We start from the raw sequence: 4921 nt of genomic DNA on the forward strand, positions 1-4921 counted from the left end.
ATCAGATAAAGTTCCTGTAACTTTAACTGAACCAGCTGAAATTGTAGTTGCACCTGTGTAAGTGTTGTTTGCAGATAATGTTAAAGTACCAGCACCTGCTTTAGTTAAACTACCATCACCAGAAATAACTCCTGAAATTGTGTCGTCTCCACTATCACCTGTTGTTAAAGTTTTTGTAGCTGATATTGCAATATTACCGGAACCTGAAACTGTTCTAATTGTATCAGTTTCTTGTACATTGTATTGTCCAGTATTTGTAATTTGTGTTAAATCATTTAATGCACCACTAACTGTTAGTGTTGCAGAGTTGTTAATAGAGACCGATGTAAGCGAACCACTGACAGTTAATGTTCCACCAGATACTGTTGTTGTTCCAGTATAAGTATTAGCTCCACTTAAAATTGTAGTTCCTGCTTCAGATTTTGTTAAGTTTGCTGAACCACCTAAAATCGCAGATGCTGTAAAAGATTCTCCATCTCCTGTATTTAATGTATAGCTTGTACCAACAATAGTATTACCAGTACCTGTTAATAATCCATCTGTTAATGTAAGCGCTCCTACTGTTTCTGTGTCATCAGCAAGAGTTAATGTTCCTCCATTAACTGTTACTGCATTTGTATCTTTGATAACTTGACCAGTTGTCGTAGTTCCTGCTTGATCTAATGTTAATGTACCAGCTGTGATGGTTGTTAATCCTGTATAAGTATTTGAATTAGTTAATGTTAAAGCTCCAGCTCCTGCTTTTGTAAATGTACCTGTTTCACTAATTATACCTTTAAAGCTAGTATCTGCGCCATTAGCTTGGTTAATTGTTAAGCCACCACTTCCTAACAATATTTTAGCATCTGTATAATTTGCAGTTACTGTTCCAACTGTATCTGAATAATCATTTAAATCTAAAGTAGCTTTATGGATAAAGATATCTGTATCAGCAAAAGTAATTGGGTTGGTATCACCAATAACATTGTTAGCACCTAACTGAAGTGTTCCAACTTGAATTGTAATTCCACCAGTAAAATCTGTTGAGCCAGATAATATTAATACTCCACCTCCATATTTCTTCAAAGATCCTGTTCCAGTTATGCCGCCAGAGTATGTGGTACTGTTATACTGTATAGTTGTTAGAGTAGCAGATCCTAAATCAACAGTTCCACTACCAGATAAATCAGAAATAGTCTCATTGTAATCGTTTAAATCAAAAGTGCCATTAACAGTAACTGCTGATGCATTAGCAATAACTGCTGCCGCACCTAATTGTAACGTACCAGCACTAATTACAGTATCTCCAGTATAAGTGTTTGCGCCAGATAATAATAAAATACCATCTCCTGATTTCGTAAAGGCAGTTGTACCATCAATCACACCACCATAGGTTAAGGTAGTGCTGGTATTAGTATTGATACCTCCACCATCAGTACTTAAAGTAATTCCTCTATTAGTATTTAAAGTAAAAGTAGCTGTAGTTTGTAAGGTACCACCACTTAATGTTAATTGATCTGCAACTGCAGAACCAGGTGCAGCTCCTAAATTAGTATCTGCTGCAACAGAAATTGTACCAGCATCAATCACTAATTTACCAGTGTAACTTGCAGATGAATTATTTCCTGATAATGTTAAAACTCCATCACCAACTTTAGTAAAAGTATTAGCACCATTAAAGACACCTGAGAATGTTTGGTCATTTCCATCACCCGCTGTTAAGGCTGCATCCGTTAAATCAATGGTACCTGCACCTTCAATTGATAAAACAGTATCTGTTGCATCGACATCATATGTTGCACCACTTGCAACAGTAACTGCTGTTTGTGCTAACGTACCATCAACATCTAAAGTACCAGCTGTAACAGTTGTGGTTCCTGTGTAAGTATTTGCACCCGATAAAGTTAAGGTACTAGAATTAGCTTTTTCTAACGTACCAGTTAAACTAATAACTCCACCTAATGTTTGATCAGATGTTGAGTTATATATAAATGCTCCTTCATTAGTTATGTTTGAATTGTAAGTTCCACTATTAAGTCTTCCAGTTACTGTAAGTGTACCTGCACTGATATCTGTTGTTCCAGTATAAGAGTTTGTTGTATTGGATAAAACTAAGATACCTGTTCCAGTTTTATCAATATTATAAGTATTTCCACCATCCGTTACATTTCCTGATACCGTTAACTGTGTACCATCAACATCAAACGTTGAGTGGGCCCCAAGTGTAATTGCTCCTGCAAATGAACTAGTTCCTGTTGAAGTGGAGATTGTACCCCCATTAACTGTTACTGATTCTGTGGTTCCATAAGTAACTCCAGCAAAATCTAATGTAGCACCACTTGCAACAGTAGTAGATCCGTCTGTAGTACCAAGAGCATCATCTGCGGTTACTTTTAGTGTACCATTATTAACTGTAGTTGCCCCTGTAAAAGTATTCGTACCAGATAAAGTTAATGTTCCAGATCCAACTTTAGTTAAGTTACCAGCTCCAGAGATAACACCAGAGATCTCATCATTTCCATCATCACCTGTTGTTAATGTAACACCAGTATCAATTTGAACTGCACCTGATCCTGATAATGAGTTTATAGTATCTGTTGTGTCAACATCATAAGTTCCAGAGTTTGATACATCTGTACTATCTGATAGTGTTCCTGATACTGTTAATGTTCCAGCAGAAATAGTTGTGGTTCCTGTGTAAGTATTAGCACCTGACAAGGTTAAAGTTCCTGCTTCAGATTTTGTTAGGTTACCTGATCCAGCAAGTATTGGGGCTATTGATACAGATACACCGTCACCAGGATTTATTGTATACCCTGAACCTGTTAATGTTTTAGAATTACCTGTAATTGATCCTGAAGTTAAAGTTAATGCACCAATAGTTTCTGTGTTATCAGCAAGATTTAAAGTTCCTCCATTAACAGTTACAGCATTAGTGTCTTTAATAACAGTACCAGTTGTTGAGCTTGCTTGATCTAATGTCAATGTACCAGCTGATACAGTTGTTAGACCTGTGTAAGTATTAGTTGCTGTTAAAGTTAATGTTGAATTTTCTTCTTTGGTTAATGCACCTGTGCCACTAATCACTCCAGCAAGAGTTTGATCTGCAGTAGATGAATAAATAAAAGTACCATTATTAATAATTAATGCATCGTAATTGCCACTTTCTAAAGAACCAGTGCCATCTATTTTTAAAGTTCCAGCATTAATAGTTGTATTACCAGTGTAAGTATTAGTTGCTGTTAACACCAATGAGCCTGGACCACTTTTTACTAATGGAACATCTCCATACAATATTGAAGCAATTGTTGTAGTTAATCCATCTGCAACATAATAAGTATATCCAGAAATAGAAATAATCTGACCAGTAACTGATCCGCCATTATAAGTGAACAAATCTACAGTTTCTGAAGTATCAGAGACAGTAACTGATCCTGCGTTTAATATTAAATTAGAACTATTATGTAATACTGTACCCGTATCAGTACCTGCTTGATCTAACACTAAACCACCCGCATCAACTGTTAGGTCTCCAGTATTAGTATTAGTTCCTGTTAAAGTTAAGGTTCCAGATCCTTCTTTAGTTAAATTACCATCTTGCGAAATTACTCCAGAGAAAGTTGTGTCAGTATTATCTCCACCTACAGTTAATGTAGTTCCAGTTGCAATTTCAATATTACCTGCTCCAGCAATTGATCCTATGGTATCAGTAGTATCACTGTCATAGGTTGCACCACTTGCAACAGTAATTGCTGTTGCATCTAATGCGCCTGTTACATTTAATTCACCATCATCAATGTTTGTAGCACCTGTGTAAGTATTTGTTCCACTTAGAATTAAAATACCATTGCCATCTTTAGTAAATTGACCTGCGCCAGTCATTACACCACCGTAAGTAACAGTTTTAGTATTAGCTACATTTATTGTTCCATTACCTGTTAATGTAATTCCTCTATTTGTATTTAAAGTAATCGTCTCTGTGATTAATAATGTACCTCCATTAAATGTTAGACGATCTGCATCTAAACTTGAAATACTTCCTAATCCTGCATCAGCACTTATAGATAAAATACCAGCAGAAATTGTTGTAATTCCAGTGTGAGTATTAGTGCCAGATAACGTTAAGGTACCAGCACCTGCTTTAGTAAATACTGCAGCATCTCCATCATTGGCAATAACTCCTGTTATCTCTGAAGACGTACCAGTATTGGTAATACTAATGGTACCGCCTACTTTTAAATCAACGGCATTAAAGTCATTCGTTGAAATCGTTAATCCATTTAATCCAGTAGATCCACCAACATCATCACTAAATGTAACATCTCCTGTACCATCTGTTGTAATTGATAATGTTTGTGCCCCATTAGTTGTAGAACCAAATGATACAGACCCATCAGATGTAGTGGTTAGTGTATTATCCGCACTTAATGTAACTGCACCCGTATAGGTTTGTGTTCCACTCGTTGTTACATCTGCACCAAGGTTACTTACAAGTGATACAGATAATGAACTTGCGCTTGTGATATCTGCATCTAAATCAAGAGCACCAGTAATACCAATTGCACCAAGACCAACTGTTCCACCTGTTTCAGCATCAAATTGTACTTCTAAAGTTCCGGCATCTAATGTTAGATTATTCGTTTCAGAAGTTTCCGAATCTACCGTACCACTAAATGTAATTTGACTATCTGTTGTTGTTAATGTTGTTGCAGCACCAATCGTAATGGTGTCTGATGTTGCATCTCCATACGTTTGTGTTGAAGAAGTAGTAATAGTATCAGTGTGAATAGTAGTGTTACCAGTAATATCTAATACGGCAACACCGGTTACAGTATCTGTTGTACCATTACCAAAAACAGCATTACCTGTTACTGTTAAATTGTTTGTGCCCCCTGCAACAGTACTATTTGTGGTAATAGTTGAACCTGTTAAATTTACATTA

General features: G+C 36.3%; 1 protein-coding gene. It reads right to left on the reverse strand.

The genetic code is table 11. From position 1 onward, the window contains the following. Positions 1-4921, reverse strand: a 4921-nt coding sequence (locus ACTTBN_RS03105; RefSeq protein ID WP_440680927.1) for a beta strand repeat-containing protein, incomplete at both ends; no start/stop codon positions are given.

This window comes from Candidatus Pelagibacter sp. HIMB1623 (genome assembly GCF_052047695.1).
Lineage (GTDB): Bacteria > Pseudomonadota > Alphaproteobacteria > Pelagibacterales > Pelagibacteraceae > Pelagibacter.